This is a genomic window from Acinetobacter sp. AM (genome assembly GCF_003105055.1).
Taxonomy (GTDB): Bacteria; Pseudomonadota; Gammaproteobacteria; order Pseudomonadales; family Moraxellaceae; genus Acinetobacter; species Acinetobacter tibetensis.
In genome coordinates, this window is record NZ_QETG01000004.1 from 125,181 (window position 1) to 141,896 (window position 16,716).

The following is a 16,716-nucleotide window of genomic DNA, read 5'->3' on the forward strand; positions in this document are numbered from 1 at the left end:
GCCGCTGTTTTTCTCATCAAAATACAGCAAACATTTCATAAATACTGTTGAAACCCGAGCACTTAAACGGTTGAATAGCACACATGATTTTTTGTAGAAAATAATAACCTAATGACAACTCAAGCAAATGGATGGAAGGCTGCATTTCAGGCATTTCTAGATCGGCGCGCTGCAATTATGCTGTTCCTCGGTTTTTCAGCAGGTATTCCAATCTTGCTGATCTTCTCTAGTCTGTCTTTATGGCTTGGTGAAGCAGGTATTGAAAAAAGTGCCGTGACTTTTTTTAGTTGGGCAGCTCTGGGTTATTCCTTTAAGTTTGTTTGGGCTCCCTTGATTGATGAACTTCCTGTTCCATTTTTGACCAAACGTTTGGGACGTCGCCGTGCATGGTTGCTAATTGCGCAGTGTCTCATTATTTGTGCCATTTGTATTATGGCATTTTCAGACCCAGCTTTAGGACAAAGCTATTTGTACCAAATGGCAGTTGGCGCGGTATTGTTAGGTTTCTCTGCCGCGACACAAGATATTGTCATTGATGCCTACCGTATCGAGTTGGCAGAAACAGAAATGCAAACAGTTTTGGCATCGACTTATAATGCAGGTTATCGAATCGGGATGATTGTGGCGGGTGCAGGGGCGTTGTTTCTGGCAGCGTCATTAGGTACAGCGAAAGGCAATTATATCTATAGTGCATGGAAAACGACCTATTTAGCCATGGCTGCGGTCATGGTCGTCGGTATTCTGACGACCTTGATTATTCGTGAACCACAGGTCAATCGTATTTATAAAGAATATCAACGATCAGATTATTATCGTTTGGTTATGGTGTTCTTTATTGCTGTGATTAGTTTTGTATTGTCCTATATTTATTCCGGCACTTTAATTGAAGCTTTGGTTGCATCTTTAGCGATCAAAGATTCATTTCTACTGTTTTGTTTTGAGGCATTACGTTTTCTGGCTTCAGGCGCTATAGCACTGGTTATTGGCGCACTGTTGGTCAAAATGGGTGCGGTGAATAAGCAAATGGCATTTGAAACGTGGGTCAATCCGATTGCGGATTTCTTCAAACGTTATGGGGTGAAGCTCGCTTTAGTTCTCTTGTTATTGATCGGTTTTTATCGTATTTCAGACATTATTGCAGGTGTTATTTCCAATGTCTTTTATCAAGATCTGAATTTCACCAAAGAGCAAATTGCTGAAGCGGTAAAAATTTACGGTGTTATTTTTAGCCTTTTAGGCGGTTTCTTAGGCGGTTTATTGGCGCAGCGGATGAACATCATGAAACTGATGTTTGTTGGTGCCATTCTTGCAAGTTCAACTAATCTCATTTTTATTGGCTTGGTCAAATCAGGTCAGCCTTTACAACAGGTTGAAATTTCTATTGGCGCACAGCATTATCAAGTTCAGGCAGATGAAGTGGGTTATTGGAAGCTGAATGTTCCTGTTCAAGTGCTGAATCAGTCCAATCAAATTCATGCTTCAGTTGCATTTACTGAAAAGTCTGATGAAAAATCATCTGTAGAGATGCCTTATTTAATGGGTTCAGCGGCTAAAGCCATTATCTTATTTCCGTTAACTGCGGATAATGCTTTAAGCCCGAAAGAAGTTCAGCAATCCGTTGTGGTGAAAGGTCAAATTCAAGGTGTTGATACTGCTCAACTACAGTCAGAGCAACCCGTCAGCTTATGGTTAGACGGTCAGCAATATCCTGCAAAACTAGATGCACAAGGCATTTTTAGTGGAGCAATTGATGGCAAGTTATTAGAAAATGCCAAAAACAAACAGGTGATCGCTCAATTAAATACGCTGGAAACTTCGTCATCCGTCAAGGTCAGTCATCCTTATCAAGTATCTAGCCAACAATCTGCTTTAGAGTTGACGATAGATCCGATACTCGCTTCAGCAGATTCAAAGCAAGACGTACAAATTACAGGCAAGGTGATTAAATCGTATAGTACTTTATGGCTGTATTTTGCCATTATTGTCGACAATTTAGCTTCTGGATTGGCAGGGGCGGCGTTTATTGCCTTTCTTTCTAGTTTGACCAGCGTTTCTTTTACTGCTGTACAATACGCTATTTTTAGTTCACTGATGACCCTTACGCCTAAAATTTTAGGGGGTTATTCGGGTACTATAGTAACAAACATTGGTTATCCAAGTTTTTTCTTGATGACCACCTTAATTGGAATTCCAATTTTAATTCTGGTGGTTTGGGTCGCGAAGTTACTTCGAGATCATCAAAACAAACAACTTCAACTGAAGGATGAATAATATGCGAATGCTCCATACCATGCTACGTGTAGGCAATTTAGAACAGTCATTAAAGTTCTATACCGAAGTGCTGGGTATGACTTTGCTTCGTAAACGTGATTATGAAGAAGGTCGTTTCACATTGGCTTTTGTCGGCTATGGTGATGAAGCCAATACCACAGTGCTTGAATTGACGCATAACTGGGATACGAATCAGTACGATTTAGGGAATGCTTATGGTCACATAGCAATTGGTGTTGACGATGCCTATAAAGCATGTGAAGAGATTAAAGCACGTGGCGGTAAAGTGGTACGTGAAGCAGGCCCAATGAAAGGCGGCGTAACCGTGATCGCTTTTGTTGAAGATCCAGATGGTTATAAAATTGAGTTGATTCAGCAAGATTCAAATGCACGTAATAACTAAGCATCGTGTTATTGATTAACTAAATATCGAATATAGCACTTGAAACGCTAGCAATATTTGAACAGCCCAGTAAGATGAAGTTGACCTACAGGTAAAATTCGTCTACTGGGTTTTATTTCATCTTTACTTTTTAAAATATATATAACAGGACGTTAAGCAATGAACATGCTCAAGCTTCTTGCCTTGGATCGATTCACTTTACTCTTGGTTGCCATGGTTGTACTGGCATCGTTTCTTCCTGTTTCTGGTTCAGCCGCCCATTTCTTTAGTGTTATTACTACGATTGCAATTGCAATTTTATTCTTCTTACACGGTGCAAAACTTTCCCGTGAAGCAATTGTCCAAGGGATTATGCACTGGAAATTTCATGTATTGGTGTTTGCTTTCACCTTTGCGGTATTTCCAATTTTAGGCTTACTTGCAAAACCTGTACTGTTGCCAATGCTGGGGCAAGAACTGTATTGGGGTTTCTTGTTCATGTGTTTTCTACCTTCGACGGTACAATCTTCAATTGCATTTACTTCAGTTGCTAAAGGTAACGTCGCCAGTGCAGTGTGTAGTGCTTCATTTTCTAATATCATTGGAATGTTTATTACACCCGTATTGGTGAGTGTATTTATTCTGGGCAAATCAGAACATGGATTTGATCCAACATCATCCATTATTCAAATTACCTTATTGTTGTTGCTGCCGTTTGTATTGGGACAACTGTTTCGTCCACTCGTTTACCCACATATGATGAAAGTACCGCGCTTAGTTAAAAGTTTTGATCAAGGTTCTATTCTGATGGTGGTTTATGGTGCTTTTAGTAGCGCAGTTGTTGCAGGGCTGTGGAACGAAGTCAGTTGGAAAACCATGTTGATTTTAGTCTTGGCATGTTCGGTATTTTTAACTGTAATTATGTTGTTGGCGTATTATCTGCCGAAGTTATTCGGTTTTAACCGTAAAGACCAAATCGCGATTTTCTTCTGTAGTTCAAAAAAGACTTTAGCGAGCGGTGTACCAATGGCTCAAATTCTGTTTATTGGGCAACCACTCGGAATGATTGTTTTGCCCATTATGATCTTTCACCAAATACAGTTGATGGTCTGCGGTATTATTGCAAATCGTTGGTCTAAACAAAATCCTGATGAAAGCGGAGAATAGTTCGCTATCTAGATTTATTTGGCGTATAATGCTGTCCACTTGTTGTGCTTAGCTCTGACGGTATCCGTCTCGGTGGGCCAAGAGAATGGTCTGTTGTGGTATTGACCTGCTTTAATTTAAAGCTTTCCTTGCAATATGCAAGAGCGGTCAATTGCGATGACAGCATAAGCCTTTCTTACACTTAGGAGTAATCGACCATGCGCGCCGATATTCACCCAAAATATGAAAAATTAGTAGCTACTTGTTCTTGCGGTAACGTAATTGAAACTCGTTCGGCTGTTGGTAAAGAAGCTCTTTACCTAGACGTATGTTCTGCATGCCACCCATTCTACACTGGTAAGCAAAAGAACGTTGACACTGGTGGTCGTATCGACAAATTCAAGCAACGTTTTTCTGGTATGTCTCGTTCTATCAAACGCGACTAATATCCCAGTTGAAAAAAACGAGCCATTGGCTCGTTTTTTTATGTCTGTAGAAATAAGATTCTACAAAAGTACAAGACCTATTGGTCTTGTACATCAATTAAATGATCCAGTTTTTTCTGGAAATAGTCACCTTGCAGATAGCGTGCTTCAACGTTCCATGCATTGGCAAACATTGTCATATTATTCAGTTCACGTAATAACATTTGTGTTGCTTTAATTTCATGGAAGTGATTAATACGCTCTTGTAATTCTTCAGTAGATTTGTCTGAATCGAGCATCTTCGTTAACTGAGGATGTAAGGTAACATGATTAATACTCATCTGATTTAAAATAGATTCGCTATAAATCGAGTTGCCAAATTCACGTAATGATATTTCTGCACCACTCTGAATTAATTGAGCTGTATATTTCTGCGCATCATTTAAATTCTTGGCAATATCTTCTTCAGAGAATTGTAAAATGAGCGGGTGGCTTTGTTTGCTGCCCACAATCGTAATTAATTTGGCAATAAACGCAGGGAATGTACGGTCAGAGAAGAGGACTTCTTTGTTTAAATTGATAATAATTTTCGCATCAGGATATTGGGTAATAAAGTTATGTAGCTGTTTACACGCTTCAACTAAAATCCAACGATCCAGTTTAATCGAGAACTCAGGGTCATCTGCAAGTTCACGAATTGATGTAATATCTTGCCAAGCATTATTGTAAATGAAGCCGCTGGTAACTTCGTAGGTGTATAGGTTGCTGTCTTGTTTATCATACAATTGTTGATATTTAAGATGAATTTCCCCACGCTCTAAACTCTTTTGCAGTGCTTTTAATAAGCTAGAGTGTTCTTGTGGATTCAGATGAGAATCCATTAATTCAATATGAGGATGGGCTATTGGGTTAAGTTCAATATTATTTTGTTCTTGCCCAGATGGCAGAGCTGTGTTGTACGCTTGTTCTATTAGTTGTTGGAACTGTTGCTCATCCTTTATATTGTGTTGAATCAACGTGTAACCCATTCTTAAATTTAATGGAAAGGTTTGTTGATTTACACCTAATAATTGTGGTTTAGATAAAGCACTTAATCCAATCAGTTTAGATTCCAACACACTTTCACTAGAGCCTTGGAATAGGCCTGCATATAAGGCATGGTTGACCTTAAACAATGGAACATTGGTTTGTTCTTTTAAGAAGCTATGAATATTCGAAAAATAGGTATTTGAGGTTGCCCAGTCTTGTTGGAATATAGATTCAGGACAAGATGCAAGTGAGAAAAGTACAAGCGCATTGAAATCAGCAGGTTGCTTGGCAATGGTTCTGTTAATCAGTTGATAAGTATTGGGTTGTGCGGCAGGGGCTTCAACTTGGGCTACCGTGGGCTGAGCTGACGCAGTGTTTTCACTTTGATTTAACTCAATCGTGATTTGTAGGGCATCATCTTCAATGGCTGCTAAAAACTCAATTTTTAAAGGATTTGTTTGGACATGACTATTGAGCGTCGTCAGCTCGAAACGACCTTGATCTAATTGCCCTTGCGAGATTTTTTTAAAGCGCAGTTTAAAATCATTCAGATCTTGGGGTTGCAATACATCCAGTAAAGGCAAGCCAATAATTTCATCTTCGCTTTTTAAACCAAAGAGATGAAGGTATTCCTCATTGGCTTCGATATGAATCCCTTCTTGAATAATGGCAACAGCTTTATTGCTTTCACTCACCCATGCTTGTGCTTGGGTCTGCACATTTTCAAGCTCTTGCATGAGATGTTGTTGCCCTTGATTCAGGCGACTAAAAGAGAGTGCGCGCAATAAAGACAAGTAGAATCGATCTGGAAAATCTAAATTGGCGACCTCATAGACACCTTTTCGGATATAGGATACGTATTGGTTCGGCTCATAATTATCTGGTTTGAGTAAAATAAGTGGTAATTCAGGTTGCTTAGACAGGCGAATGAGACTTAAGGCCTGTTCATATTTTAAATCGTAGGCACGACCGAAAATAACAATATCCCAATTTAACTGGAGTTGTTTTTCAAAAGTTTGTAAGTCATCCAATAAAAAAGCATGTAGCTGATGTTCACTTGTCGTTAATAAATCACAAATTTTATTAAAACGAATTTGGTTGTCATCAATTATGAGTAAACGAGTTTCCGTACGTTTTAATTTTTTGGACAATAGTGGATTTCTCACTTCAATGCTTCCCATAAATCATGATTCTTAATTTCATTGGTTTGTTTTTGAATAAAATTCTTGATCAAATATTCTTGCTGATCATTCAGTAATTCAAAATCGAACCGCATAAAACTTTGCGTAATTAAGTGTGCTTTTAGCAAATAGACTTTCAGTTCATCTTGTTCTAAGCGTAAATGAATCGTTTGTTTTTCTCTGAATAAGTGTGAACCAGGCAAAATTAGGGTGGTCGATACTTCATTCAATTCGGCGGTTTGAACCAATAAGGCAGGATAGTAGTTGCCCGTATTACGATCACTCTTCACATAGACAGCACAAGGGAAAATATCTTGCGCTAGCATTTCGAGTCCGAGTTCAAGACTTTTCTCGGTAGACTGTTTAATCCAGCGGACAACACCACCACGCCATTCACTTTGTGCATTTTCCTGCACAAGAATAAATTCACCTGTTTTTAAATTTTTCGGGGTATTTCCAGACCATTTAATACGGTATCCATTGACACTAATATCAAGGACTTCAGCTGGGTAAATTTGTTTTGCTTCGCGATCTAAAGTTTTAATATTGCTCGTACTTAACAGATTATTGTCATTCATGGAGCTAAAAATATTACTTTCAGATTGCAAACCGTAATGTGCATCTAGGTTCAGTGTCTCATTAAAGTTTTTGCCTTTCGACAAATAGAAATGAGCGACATTTAAACCGAAGCAGATATGTAACTGGGCAGAATATTCATAACGTTCATGGCGGCGTTCAGCAGTACTGGTAAGTAAACTATGAATATGGAAATGTAAAGCAGGGGTGAGGAAGATTTTCTCATTCCGAGAAAGATATTCACCGTGCTTACCTTGAGCTTCTGTTAGATGGTCTAATAAATTTTGAGTAGAGATATAAATTGTCGGATTAAAACTACTATTTTGATGCGCATTAAATACAGGCGGATGATCTAATGAAGTATCCACAATATAGCGTGATAAGGTCGTTTCTTTAGGTAAAACCTGAATTAACTTTGCCCAATCATAACTGCATAAGAATAGCCCTTGAATTTCTGATGGTCTAATCTGATGCGGGTTTAAAATATCTAAAAGAATAATTTGTGCATAGATTTGACTAATCGTTTGTAGTTGGTGCTGTGTACCTTGCAATTGATTGATATTGGTTTGACTAAAATTATGTTGAATTGCACTTTCCATTAACTGGTGGGTGACTAACCATTGACCAGATAGTGGATTGGTATAAAGAATTTGCTGTTGATATAGGAGTTGAGCAAGCTGCTGCAAACCATAATAGCTGGAGAGAATACGTGCAGTTTGTAAATTTTTCTTTTGACTAAAAGCAAAAAGGGAGAACTTTTGTTGATTTAGTTGTTGGTCACAGCGTTTCGCAATATCAATATATGTTTTTGCAAAACAACTGCGCAATAACATGGCCAATTCAATAATATGGTCATTCCGATCTGTTGTTATTAAACCTTGATTAAAAAAGTGTTTTTCTAAACTGGTTAATACATTTTCAATGGTTGGATGAATAGCATGAATTAAATCAAAGCGGAGAGTTTCACTACATTGAAGTTCAGAAATTTCAAGTAGGGCATTAAATAGTGCACGAGAGGAATCACCTAATTGTAAAATAGATAAATTGGACACCCAATCCTGAATGTCCGTCACCGTGCTTTGGCAAAAACTCAATTCATCCAACTTTAATTCAGTCGGTGTTTGAAACATTTCTGCGGTGCTCATATTCATAATTGTTATTTAACTCAGAAAGTTGAAACTCCAAAAAGCGGTGTTTTGTTTTTTTCGCCCGCAATTTCCCTGACAAGTTTAGGTACCAAATATCCTGGTAAGCTTGCTAAAACCTCTTTGTAAATTTCATCAATTTCATTTGAAGCCAAATCAAAGTGCTGTGCACCTTTTACCTTATCGAGAACATGCAGATAGTAAGGCATCACGCTAGCTTCAAATAGTCGATAACTTAAATCGACCAAAACTTGTGCAGAATTATTAACCCCATTTAATAACACTGACTGATTTAAAACGGTGATTTGATTCTGAACCAATGTTGCAAGTTTGGCGCAGGTAAAATCATCTAATTCTGCTGCATGGTTTGAGTGTACCACCAGAATTATGCGTAGCCTACTGTTTTTTAATAAAGAAACAAGCTCTTCATCGACACGGTTGGGGATTACAATAGGAACCCGTGAATGAATTCTCAAAAATTTAATTTGCGGAACAGATTCTAATCGTTCCAACCAGAGTTTTAATTTGCGATTTGATAAAGTAAGCGGGTCACCACCACTTAAAATGACTTCATTCACCTCAGGTTGGCTTTCAATATAATTACGAATATTGATCCAATCTTCATTCTTCGGTAAATTTTCCTGATAAGGAAAATGACGTCGAAAACAATAGCGGCAATGAACAGCACATGCGCCTGTTAACGTGAGCAAAAAACGCGATTTATATTTATGTAATACGCCTGGTTGTTGATTGGCTTGTTCTTCACCCAATGGATCGGTAATAAATTCAGGATGATCATTTAATTCTAAATGATGAGGGAGTACTTGCAGTAAAAGCGGGTCTAGAGCATCACCAATGATCATTTTTTCGACGAACGCACGTGGAACACGCAATTTGAACTGTTCAGAAGCCAAGATTGCCCCTGATAATAATTGGTCTGGTGATAACTGGAGCGTTTCAAGCAACTCTAAAGGGTCTGTTATTAAGTCACTCAGTTGAGATTGCCAGTTTTGCTCTTGATACAAATAGTTTATCATGCCACGTGTTAAAAATAGTGCTAGTCTAGCATTAATAGACTATTCTAGCATTAATAGATTTTAAGTTAGCAAGTTTGGAGTGTGCCAGTCATGGCCAATTATTCTACAAATGATTTCAAGCAAGGCCTTAAGGTTATGCTTGACGGTAACCCATGTTCAATCATGGAAAACGAATACGTAAAACCTGGTAAGGGTCAAGCATTTAACCGTGTTAAATTACGTAACCTTAAAACAGGTAAAGTATTAGAAAAAACATTCAAGTCTGGCGACTCGCTTGAAGGTGCGGACATTGTAGAAGTAGAAATGAACTACTTGTATAACGATGGTGAATTGTGGAACTTTATGGATCCTGTAACTTTTGAGCAAATCGCGGCTGATAAAACAGCAATGGGCGATGCTGCAAAATGGTTAAAAGATGATTCTAACGAACTTTGCACAATCATGTTGTTCAATGGCGTACCGTTAAATGTAAATGCACCAAACTTTGTTGTATTAAAAATCGTTGAAACGGATCCAGGCGTTCGTGGCGATACTTCAGGCGGTGGTGGTAAACCAGCGAAATTGGAAACAGGTGCTGTAGTACGTGTTCCATTATTCGTACAGCAAGAAGAAAGTGTTCGTGTAGATACTCGTACGGGTGATTATTTAGAACGTGCATAATGGTTTAAAAATAGACTATTATCGAAGGGATGATGAAAATCATCCCTTTTTTTATGCCAAAGTCGTAGTGGCAGACTAAAGTATAGGGAGTAAAGTCGACAAGGAATTCGGCAGAGATAACGCGAACAAGAAAACTAAACTGCTTAATAAATCTTTAATGAGGTCATGAATGGATACGATTCAACGAAAATCTACGCTCCCCTCCAAACTTATCTGGGGTTTAGTCGCGATTATAGGCGCGGTATCTTTTGGAATATTGGCGGTTAGTCGCGGCGAGCATGTTAACGCAGTTTGGCTGGTTTTAGCTGCCATCTGTGTATACAGCATTGCTTATCGTTTTTATAGTTTATTTATTGCAACCAAAGTTTTTGAACTTAATCCAAGACGGTTAACTCCAGCACATCGTTTAAATGATGGTTTGGACTATGTACCGACCAATAAATATGTTCTTTTCGGCCACCATTTCGCGGCAATTGCGGGTGCAGGCCCGTTAGTTGGACCTATTTTGGCTGCTCAAATGGGATACTTGCCTGGTACTATTTGGTTGTTGGTGGGTGTTGTTCTTGCAGGAGCTGTTCAAGACTTCTTGGTCTTGTTTATTTCAACCCGTCGTGATGGACGATCACTGGGTGAAATGGCAAAGCAGGAGTTGGGCTCATTTGCTGGTATTGTGGTCATGCTTGGTGCGCTTGGCGTAATGATCATTATTTTGGCTGTATTAGCTTTGGTGGTGGTCAAAGCACTTGCACATAGTCCTTGGGGTGTGTTCACTATTGCTGCAACAATACCGATTGCGTTGTTCATGGGTATTTATATGCGTTACTTGCGCCCAGGCAAGATCGCAGAGGTTTCCATCATTGGTTTTGTCTTGATGATGGCGGCAATTGTCTATGGTGGTAATGTTGCTGCAGATCCATACTGGGGACCATTTTTTACTTTAACTGGCGTACAGTTAACGTGGTGTTTGATTATTTACGGTTTTGTCGCTTCTGTTTTACCTGTGTGGTTATTGTTAGCGCCGCGTGATTATTTATCTACCTTCTTAAAAATCGGGGTCATTGCAGGACTTGCAGTCGGGATCATGGTTGCAATGCCGATGTTGAAAATGCCTTCTGTAACGCATTTTGTCGATGGAACTGGTCCTGTATTTGCGGGTTCAATGTTTCCATTCCTCTTCATTACCATTGCTTGTGGTGCAATTTCAGGTTTCCATGCTTTAGTATCTTCAGGAACCACGCCTAAATTGATCGATAACGAAGTAAATATTCGTGTGATTGGTTATGGTGGCATGTTAATGGAATCATTTGTTGCCATTATGGCCATGATTTGTGCGACTGTGCTAGAACCTGGGGTGTATTTTGCAATTAATGCACCTGCTGCTGTGCTTGGGACGACTGTAGAATCCGCGGCAGAGGCAGTACGAAATTTAGGCTTTGTGGTAACACCTGAAACCTTAAGTTTGCTTGCAAAAGAAGTGGGCGAAACGACGATTCTTTCGCGTACGGGCGGTGCACCGACTTTTGCAATTGGTATGGCACACATCATTACGGAAATTTTTAATAACCGTTCGATGATGGCATTCTGGTATCACTTTGCGATTCTATTTGAAGCATTGTTCATCTTAACTGCGGTTGATGCGGGTACACGTGCATGTCGTTTCATGGTGCAAGATACTGTAGGTATTGTGGTTCCTTCACTTAAAAACACACACAATTTTTTTGGAAACATGGTCGGTACAGCAGTTGCTGTTGCAGGATGGGGTTTCTTCGTTTATCAAGGCGTTGTTGATCCGCTCGGTGGTATTAATAGTTTATGGCCACTCTTCGGTATTGGTAACCAAATGCTCGCTGCTATGGCGTTGATATTGGGTACTGTCATTCTGTTTAAAATGAAGAAAGAGAAATATGTTTGGGTCACCATCATCCCGACGGTTTTCTTAATCATTACCTGTATGACAGCAGGTTGGCAAAAAATCTTCCATGAAAATCCAAAAATTGGTTTCTTGGCGCAAGCAGATAGATTCTCGGCTGCTATTGCGAAGGGTGAGATTTTAAAACCAGCGAAAACATTTGAAGAAATGCAAACGATTGTATTGTCGAATCAAATCAATGCTGCGCTTTGTGCATTCTTTATGATTGTGGCAGTGGTAATGATCTTTGCTGCGATTGGTGTAATTCGTCGTGCCTTGGCAAGCCCAGTGCCAACAGTCAATGAAGCACCAGCTGTGTATGCAGATCCTGAAGAAGTGACGATTTCTAAGTCACATTAATGTTTTGCGATATGACTTTGCAAGTAAATAAGGTGGGGTGAGTAAGATGAATCTTAGATTTGCCAAAGGCGGTAAAACGGTGATTTATAAAATCATCAAGATGACCATCATGTCGCAAAAAGGCTTAATTTTTTCGCCAAAAAATTGGTCAAGAATTGCAACATTGTGGCAGGGTTTACAGCAAAGCTTTCGGTTGATGGTTGGTGTTCCAGATTATGAAAATTATGTTGAGCATATGAAAAAGCACCATCCTGATTTAACTCCAATGGATGCGAAAACCTTTTATCGTCATTGTATAGATTCACGTTATCCAACGGCTGGTGGCAATTTAAAGAAATGTCCGTGTTGATGGGTATATAGAAAGTCACTGATTCCTTTGGAAAAAGTTAAAAACGGTGTATGTTAATCATGCACCGTTTTTATTGGGGAACATTTGTGATTTGGGCAAAACAGAAAGAAGAGCAACACTTAGCAGAAGACACACGAAAAATAGATGCCAAAATTCAAGCCTATGCCAGTAAAGTTCAGACTTTTTTGACTCAAATTAACCAGATTATTCTAGATAAAGAACAACAAACCAAGTTGGCGTTGAGCTGCTTGTTGGCAGGCGGACATGTACTTTTTGAAGATTTACCTGGTTTAGGAAAAACCACGCTTTCAAGTGCTTTGGCACATATTGCAGGTCTGCAATTTCAACGTATTCAGTTTACCAATGATATGTTGGCGAGTGACGTGATTGGCGTCAATATGTTTAACCAAAAAGAGCATATGTTTGAGTTTAAACAAGGTCCAATTTTTACTCAAATTCTTTTGGCTGATGAAATCAATCGTTGTAGCCCAAAAACGCAAAGTGCTTTACTGGAGGCGATGGAAGAGGGTGCGGTTACTGTCGATGGGATTCGTTATACTTTACCGCAACCATTCTGGGTGATTGCGACACAAAACCCGCTATTCCAGAGTGGAACATATGCCTTACCTGAATCTCAGCTAGATCGCTTCTTAATGCGGCTGTCTCTGGGTTATCCTTCACGCTCAGCAGAAAAATTATTATTACAGCAAGATTCAAGACAAGTTTTAATTTCAACTTTGGCACAAGTCTTTCAGCAAGATGAAATATTGCAATTACAACATTTGGTGCAGCAGGTTTATGTGGGTGATGTTGTCATGGATTATCTTCTAGATTTGGCACAAGAAAGCCGTAAAGGGCGCCACGGTTTATCAACACGCGGGCTATTAGCATTAAAAAAAGCAGCACAAGCACATGCTTTAATTGAACAGCGTAGTTTCGTTACTGCGGATGATGTTCAAGCCATTTTTGTTGCGGTTACGGCACATCGAATAGGTCTCAGTGAAATTGAAACTGCACAGCTTATGCGACAGATTCCGATCAGTTAATGGCAAGGAAATTTAAGTTGATTCAGTCATTGTGGTCGAAATGGACAAAAAAAAGATTTAGTTTTGAGCAACAGAAAACATTGACGCAAAAAGATGTGTTGGTTTTTATGTATCAGCAGGGTTACTTATATCTGGTGTTGATTTTAATTACCTTTATTGCGGGGGTGAATTATGCCAACAACTTAATTCTTGGTTTTTGTTTTCTGATTAGTGCCATTTTATGTATTAGTTTTTACCTGACCTTTAAGCAGTTGCATGGTTTACAGATTGAAGTTTCCTACACGGAACTGGGGCAAGTGGGGCAGCCTTTAAGCTTAGAGCTCTACTTTAAACAGTCTCAACGTCAAGCACGTTATTTATGGATGAGTGTCGATACGCAGATACATCGGATCATGTTTACAGATCTTCGATATCGCTATGTAGTTGAACTCAAACCAAATAAACGTGGAGCATTTGAATATCCTACAATCAAGCTTTTTTCAGTCTATCCTTTCGGACTTGTTCGGGCATGGACTTATATGTATTTAAAAGGGCAATCTTGGATTGCACCACATGCTCAATATTCAGTAACGCAACAGCAGTATTCGCGACAAGCACAGGAATTAGATTTGGACGAATTTCGAGAGTTACGTGATTTTCGACAAGGTGATTCTATCCAAGCTGTTTCTTGGAAGCAGGTGGCACGGGGACAAGGGCTTTATGTGAAAGTTTTTGAGCAACATGATGATTTACATAGCATAGATATTGATTATCTACATATGCCGAGTACAGATCATGAAGAAAAGTTGAGTTTGATGATGGGCTTAGTTGAGCAATATGAGCAGCAGCAATACGCTTATCGTTTGCTTTTACCACATGCTGAACTGGTCAAAGGGCTTGGGGAGCAACAAATGCTACAAGCGAAACGGCTGCTGGCACAGGCTTAAATAATGAAAAAGACACTCAACTCTTCTGTCAAATTAACCATTTTATTAAGCTTAAGTTTAATTTTGATAGCGCAAGCTGCATATTTGCCAATGATGCTTTCGGTACTTCTACTAACGGCGATTGCAACGCTATATATTCATTTTAGGCAAACCGAATTACACGCTTTTTCAAAACTGTGGACAGCTTTTGGGGTGCTCGCAGCACTTGCGAGTATTTATTTTAGCTATGGCACCTTTATTGGCGTTGAGGCTGGAGTTGCTATATTAACCACGTTTCTTTTTGCAAAAGCCTTAGAAATTAAAAATACGCGTGATGTCATTATTATTTTTAATTTTGCTTTATTCGTGGCTGCGAGTTCATTTTTATTTAGCCAGTCCATCTGGATGGCAAGTATTGTACTTGCCTGTTTAGTTAGTTGTTTTATGGGATTATATCGGCTTCAAACCGCAGGTTTTCAGCATCAAGATAGGATAACAGGTGGGTTTAAGCAGGATTTAAAACATGTTGCAAAATTCATAGGGCTCGCGCTACCTTTTTTTGTGTTGTTGTTCTTATTTTTTCCACGCTTACCGCCGTTATGGCATATCCCAATTCCTGAAAATAAAGCCGTTACAGGCATGAGTGATCGCATGTCACCAGGAGATATTGCAGAATTATCTCAATCCAGTGCTTTAGCGTTCCGTATTTTGGGTGATATGTCGAAGCTACCTCCACGTTCAGAACTGTATTGGCGAGCGATGGTGCTCGATCACTATGATGGTCAAACGTGGACCAGTAGCCCATTTAATCAGCAAAATTATAACTCTGGAAATCAGACACGACTGGTTCAGCACGCGAAGTTTACATATCGATATTTAGCAGCGGATCCGCAGAGCAGTTGGGTAATGGGGCTGGATCAATCGATCCCGAATAATCCTCAATATTTCTTAAAAAATGATGGCAGTATCGTGCCAAATCGCGCTGTACAGTTGAATGAACCTATAGATTTACAGTGGTTGGGAAAAAGTGCTCTTGCTGATTTTGTTCAAGAGGATCCAACCTTTAGAAAAAGTACCACTAAATACCCGGCAGATTTGGATCTTCGCGCACAAAAATTAGCACAGCAATTATTTGAACAAGCAGGCCGTGATCCAGAACGATATATCCATCATGTTATTGACTGGTATAAGCACCAACATTTTGCATACACCTTACAGCCAGGATTACTGGGACAGAACCGTATTGATGATTTTTTATTTCAATCGAAGCAAGGTTTCTGTGAACATTATGCATCGAGTTTTGCTTTATTGATGCGATATGTGGGGCTACCAGCACGTATTGTTGTGGGTTACCAAGGGGGAGAATTAGCACCCGATGGCAAAAGCTGGGAGTTAAGGCAGCTCGATGCTCATGCGTGGACAGAGGTGAAGTTGCATGGTAAATGGATGAGGATTGATCCGACCGCGATTATTGCACCACAGCGCATAGATACGGGGATGCAAAACTATATGGACACTGAACAAAATGTTTGGGGAGCAGAAAGATCTAATGTAAGTTATCAGCAGTATGCTTTACTTAAAAAAATGCGCATTTGGAGTGATTATGCAAGCTATCAATGGCAAAGTAAGGTAGTTGGCTATAATGCTGAATCACAACAAAGCTGGTTAACTCGGTTAGGTATTCGTTCAACCTATGCAATGGTTATGGTATTGATCTTAAGTGTTTTATCTCTTTTAGCGGGGTATTTTCTTTTTATCTTTTATCTAAAATGGAAAAATACCTCTGAAATTGAGCGTTTACTTTGGCGGTTTTCTAAAAAATTACAGCATGATTTACGTAAGCAAGAGTCTGAAACAATTACTGTTTGGATGCAACGTCTTAGTGATGAGATAGAAATGGATGATATCCAGATCTTTGAAAATATCGCGCATTTACACCGAAAGATTATGTATGCACCGAAGCATAGTGAGCAAGAGATGGAACAATTTGCTGAAATGCTTAAAACTTGCACGTTTGTGTTGAAAAATAAAAGAAAGATCTTGTCTAAGTGAAAAAAACTGAATATTATGCGTGACATATAGGCGTATAGCTCAGTTGGTTAGAGCGCTACGTTGACATCGTAGAGGTCTCCAGTTCGAGTCTGGATATGCCTACCAAATATAGCTGTTAATTCAGCAACTTAAAGCCCACTTCAATCTTTTATCCAAGTGGTGACTTTAGTCAAGATTTACCCAAAATATTAGCCTGTTATGCAGGACAATTCTCTGCGAAAAATCCTGAATTGTTAGCAAAAC

At 39.2% G+C, this 16,716-nt stretch carries 13 protein-coding genes and 1 tRNA gene; 11 read left to right on the forward strand and 3 right to left on the reverse strand.

Annotated elements, in window-relative coordinates; all coding sequences use genetic code 11:
* Nucleotides 1–111: 111 nt before the first annotated feature.
* From DCO44_RS03760 to rpmE, 4 genes are all read left to right on the forward strand, one after another.
* Nucleotides 112–2,271, forward strand: a complete 2,160-nt coding sequence (locus DCO44_RS03760; protein WP_116759271.1) for an AmpG family muropeptide MFS transporter — start codon at nucleotides 112–114, stop codon at nucleotides 2,269–2,271.
* Between the two features lies 1 nt (nucleotide 2,272).
* Nucleotides 2,273–2,674 carry a lactoylglutathione lyase gene (gene gloA, locus DCO44_RS03765; RefSeq protein ID WP_116759272.1) on the forward strand — a complete coding sequence of 134 codons (402 nt, stop codon included), beginning with the start codon at nucleotides 2,273–2,275 and terminating at the stop codon, nucleotides 2,672–2,674.
* A 159-nt stretch (nucleotides 2,675–2,833) separates the two neighbouring features.
* On the forward strand, nucleotides 2,834–3,820 hold the full coding sequence (locus tag DCO44_RS03770; RefSeq protein WP_116759273.1) for a bile acid:sodium symporter family protein: 987 nt from the start codon (nucleotides 2,834–2,836) through the stop codon (nucleotides 3,818–3,820).
* Between the two features lie 197 nt (nucleotides 3,821–4,017).
* The gene (gene rpmE / locus DCO44_RS03775; protein ID WP_116759274.1) at nucleotides 4,018–4,245 is read left to right on the forward strand and encodes a 50S ribosomal protein L31; all 228 of its coding nucleotides are present in this window, start codon (nucleotides 4,018–4,020) and stop codon (nucleotides 4,243–4,245) included.
* A gap of 77 nt (nucleotides 4,246–4,322) precedes the next feature.
* Here rpmE and DCO44_RS03780 read toward each other — a convergent pair whose 3' ends face one another.
* Genes DCO44_RS03780 through epmB form a run of 3 tightly spaced genes read right to left on the reverse strand, consistent with a single transcriptional unit; the run spans nucleotide 4,323 to nucleotide 9,192 of the window.
* Complete coding sequence (locus DCO44_RS03780; protein WP_116759275.1) at nucleotides 4,323–6,434, reverse strand: EAL domain-containing protein; 2,112 nt, start codon at nucleotides 6,432–6,434, stop codon at nucleotides 4,323–4,325.
* On the reverse strand, nucleotides 6,416–8,161 hold the full coding sequence (locus DCO44_RS03785) for a GTPase (protein ID WP_116759276.1): 1,746 nt from the start codon (nucleotides 8,159–8,161) through the stop codon (nucleotides 6,416–6,418). The genes DCO44_RS03780 and DCO44_RS03785 overlap by 19 nt, the downstream gene beginning before the upstream one ends.
* A 14-nt stretch (nucleotides 8,162–8,175) precedes the next feature.
* Nucleotides 8,176–9,192, reverse strand: coding sequence for an EF-P beta-lysylation protein EpmB (gene epmB / locus DCO44_RS03790; protein WP_116759277.1), 1,017 nt, complete (start codon nucleotides 9,190–9,192; stop codon nucleotides 8,176–8,178).
* A gap of 90 nt (nucleotides 9,193–9,282) precedes the next feature.
* On the opposite strand from epmB, the gene efp reads away from it, so the two are divergent.
* The 7 genes from efp to DCO44_RS03825 all read left to right on the forward strand — a co-directional run bounded on the left by efp (nucleotide 9,283) and on the right by DCO44_RS03825 (nucleotide 16,578).
* A complete protein-coding gene (gene efp, locus DCO44_RS03795; protein ID WP_116759278.1) occupies nucleotides 9,283–9,852 on the forward strand; it encodes an elongation factor P in 570 nt (189 codons plus the stop codon).
* A gap of 169 nt (nucleotides 9,853–10,021) precedes the next feature.
* Nucleotides 10,022–12,121 (forward strand): carbon starvation CstA family protein, encoded by a 2,100-nt coding sequence (locus tag DCO44_RS03800; RefSeq protein ID WP_116759279.1) that lies wholly within the window; start codon nucleotides 10,022–10,024, stop codon nucleotides 12,119–12,121.
* A gap of 46 nt (nucleotides 12,122–12,167) precedes the next feature.
* Nucleotides 12,168–12,470, forward strand: a complete 303-nt coding sequence (locus DCO44_RS03805) for a YbdD/YjiX family protein (RefSeq protein WP_116759280.1) — start codon at nucleotides 12,168–12,170, stop codon at nucleotides 12,468–12,470.
* A gap of 86 nt (nucleotides 12,471–12,556) precedes the next feature.
* Nucleotides 12,557–13,516 (forward strand): AAA family ATPase, encoded by a 960-nt coding sequence (locus tag DCO44_RS03810; protein WP_416224515.1) that lies wholly within the window; start codon nucleotides 12,557–12,559, stop codon nucleotides 13,514–13,516.
* Between the two features lie 20 nt (nucleotides 13,517–13,536).
* Nucleotides 13,537–14,442, forward strand: a complete 906-nt coding sequence (locus DCO44_RS03815; protein ID WP_416224516.1) for a DUF58 domain-containing protein — start codon at nucleotides 13,537–13,539, stop codon at nucleotides 14,440–14,442.
* Between the two features lie 3 nt (nucleotides 14,443–14,445).
* The gene (locus DCO44_RS03820; protein WP_116759282.1) at nucleotides 14,446–16,473 is read left to right on the forward strand and encodes a transglutaminaseTgpA domain-containing protein; all 2,028 of its coding nucleotides are present in this window, start codon (nucleotides 14,446–14,448) and stop codon (nucleotides 16,471–16,473) included.
* Nucleotides 16,474–16,501: 28 nt separating this feature from the next.
* Nucleotides 16,502–16,578 (forward strand) — tRNA-Val (locus tag DCO44_RS03825).
* The last annotated feature ends 138 nt before the right edge of the window (nucleotides 16,579–16,716 follow it).

Excerpts from the sequence above, each read along its gene's own strand:
- DCO44_RS03805 (WP_116759280.1), top strand. The coding sequence starts at position 12,168 with ATGAATCTTAGATTTGCCAAAGGCGGTAAAACGGTGATTTATAAAATC.
- DCO44_RS03800 (WP_116759279.1), top strand. The coding sequence starts at position 10,022 with ATGGATACGATTCAACGAAAATCTACGCTCCCCTCCAAACTTATCTGG.
- DCO44_RS03780 (WP_116759275.1), bottom strand. The coding sequence starts at position 6,434 with ATGGGAAGCATTGAAGTGAGAAATCCACTATTGTCCAAAAAATTAAAA.
- DCO44_RS03785 (WP_116759276.1), bottom strand. The coding sequence starts at position 8,161 with ATGAATATGAGCACCGCAGAAATGTTTCAAACACCGACTGAATTAAAG.
- rpmE (WP_116759274.1), top strand. The coding sequence starts at position 4,018 with ATGCGCGCCGATATTCACCCAAAATATGAAAAATTAGTAGCTACTTGT.
- efp (WP_116759278.1), top strand. The coding sequence starts at position 9,283 with ATGGCCAATTATTCTACAAATGATTTCAAGCAAGGCCTTAAGGTTATG.
- epmB (WP_116759277.1), bottom strand. The coding sequence starts at position 9,192 with ATGATAAACTATTTGTATCAAGAGCAAAACTGGCAATCTCAACTGAGT.
- DCO44_RS03760 (WP_116759271.1), top strand. The coding sequence starts at position 112 with ATGACAACTCAAGCAAATGGATGGAAGGCTGCATTTCAGGCATTTCTA.
- gloA (WP_116759272.1), top strand. The coding sequence starts at position 2,273 with ATGCGAATGCTCCATACCATGCTACGTGTAGGCAATTTAGAACAGTCA.
- DCO44_RS03770 (WP_116759273.1), top strand. The coding sequence starts at position 2,834 with ATGAACATGCTCAAGCTTCTTGCCTTGGATCGATTCACTTTACTCTTG.
- DCO44_RS03820 (WP_116759282.1), top strand. The coding sequence starts at position 14,446 with ATGAAAAAGACACTCAACTCTTCTGTCAAATTAACCATTTTATTAAGC.